At 57.6% G+C, this 2,091-nt stretch carries 2 protein-coding genes; both read right to left on the reverse strand.

Going from position 1 to position 2,091, the window contains the following annotated elements:
* On the reverse strand, positions 1–714 hold a 714-nt coding region (locus MCM47_RS39305), incomplete at its 3' end, for a type II toxin-antitoxin system HipA family toxin (RefSeq protein ID WP_238951678.1).
* A gap of 51 nt (positions 715–765) precedes the next feature.
* On the reverse strand, positions 766–2,091 hold a 1,326-nt coding region (locus MCM47_RS39310), incomplete at its 5' end, for a DUF262 domain-containing protein (RefSeq protein WP_238951679.1).

Below are 2,091 nucleotides of genomic sequence, written 5' to 3' on the forward strand. Positions count from 1 at the left end.
ATCAAAGCGCCTTACCGCGTATGCCCACTCCTCGCTATTTGGCCACATTCGATCAGGTAGTCCGTCAAACTCATCTCGATGCACAAGCCGAACTTCGGGAACGTCCAGACCGACCAAACCGGCCAGCGACATCATGGCAAACTCATTGCGGGGGACATGCGAGTGCCGGTAGTCCGGAAACTTAACTAGCCAGTCCCCCAGCTCCCCGCCGATCGGAACCGTTAGCCGGTCACCTCTCGCCAACATCGAGAACTTTAGTGCGACGCCGGCCAGGGAAAAACGCCATGGCGATGACCTTTCGGGGTCGACCGCAGCCCTTCGCCCGCCGGCCATAGCCGACTCTGTCCACTCCCACTCGTCATCAGGTCCATCTGCGGGAACCACCTGCACAGCGCCCGGGAGGTCGTGGCCCACCTGGGCTAGGAGCTCCATTTCCCGCTCCAGGGAAACGCCACGGTCTTGAGCGATCCACTCCCGAAGCGGCCCTTCCGGGAGCAGATTGGAGAACCAGCAGGGCAATCGCAAGGCAGAAGCATAGGAATTCTGCAAGTTCTCCTCGAACCGCAGACCGAGAACAGGTCTAGTCGGACTATCCATGTAGGATCGATTCAGCACGAAACGCGTATAGTCACCCCGCTGACACAGTGTTCCCACGCGCGCTCCGTGGAGCAGCACGGCGTGAAATACCTCCGGCAACCGGTTCGCCATGACCATCCCTCCCGCTTGAATACGCACAATGACGCGTGCCCGACTCCGACGATACAGCTATTGAAGCCGATCGTTGCTGAAATCAATCTCCGAGTCGCTCTGCTCTTCTTCATCGAGATCAAGAGCGTCCAGGGACGGGGTGTCCTCATACTTCCATTCGGTCATACGAGCAAGGAAATCTTCGAGCTGGGTCCGGATACGCTGCTGGCGAGCCTGGAGGAACCCAATTCGGTCCCCTCGCGATAGAGCCTCCAGCGCCCGGTCATCAATGAGGTGAGACTCCAGCACAGCCTGCTGAATGCTCTGATCCAGGTCGATGCGAGGTTCAGTAAGCATCTTAATAGCCTCAGATGGAAAATCTTCACCGAACGGCAGGAAGATCCGGTTTGCCGCCCACAGTCGCTTATCCTTCTCCCCCGGCTCGTTGAGACGAGGGAAGAGATAGGGAGTGGCACTAACCGGAGTCTGCTCGTCGCCAAGGACGCTGGAAAGGCTCTGAACATCCGCAGGAAGCCCAGAGACAATGGAGCGGGGCCGGAGTGACCACCACGCACTAAGCACGATTTTCGCTGTGGCCTCATTCGTGCGAAACCTGTCCGGGCTCGGCGGCGAATGCACTGCGTCTTTCATAGTCTCCAGAAGCGCCTGAACGGAACCCTCTTCGTCACCTCGGCGAATTTTATTGCTCAGAATACGACTGAACTGAGTGAAGCTGCCACGAAAGACCGAAGGCCCAGCGATCGACAGGCGCCAAAAGAGCCGACGCAGCAGCCGCAAGGTATTAGGGCTAGGCTCCGGAAAGTGGGCAAAGAATCGCGTAAGGACAACTAGTTGGGCCCGATAGGGGAGGAGAGCGATATGTGGCACGCCAGCGACCTCGATGAGAAAGATTACGGCACGTACCAGCGCCTCCTCCGCCTCGCGATAGGCTGCCTGCTCATCTTCCGTTGGAAATTCAAGCCCCGAACGGCGCATCTCCGAGGAGAACTCGGTTCGAATATCCCTAGTGGGATCCGGGCCTCGGCGCGCAAGAAATGATGCGAGAACCGTGTTTACATCGATCGTTCCGAATAGAGTGCGAGCTGCCACATTGTCGGAAATGCGCGCAAAGTTCAGGCGAGTCTCGCTACCTTCTTCCGCCCCAGCATTCAAGGCAGTGAAGATTTCAGCTCGGTTCAACCTACGCCCATAGTTGTTCATGCGGTCGAAGATGTCGGTCAGAATGTCAAGGTCGTCTTGTCGAACAAGATAAGCGGGAACCTTGTACTGACGGAGCTTGGTCGAAACCTCCTCGGCCTTGTCGTAGTAGTCTTCCACGTCTGGCCCTTGAGTCCGGAACCAAGTGAGCAGCCGCCGACCATCAAAGAGGGTGGGAACATCAAT

This window comes from Kitasatospora sp. A2-31 (assembly GCF_022288725.1).
Taxonomy (GTDB): domain Bacteria; phylum Actinomycetota; class Actinomycetes; order Streptomycetales; family Streptomycetaceae; genus Kitasatospora.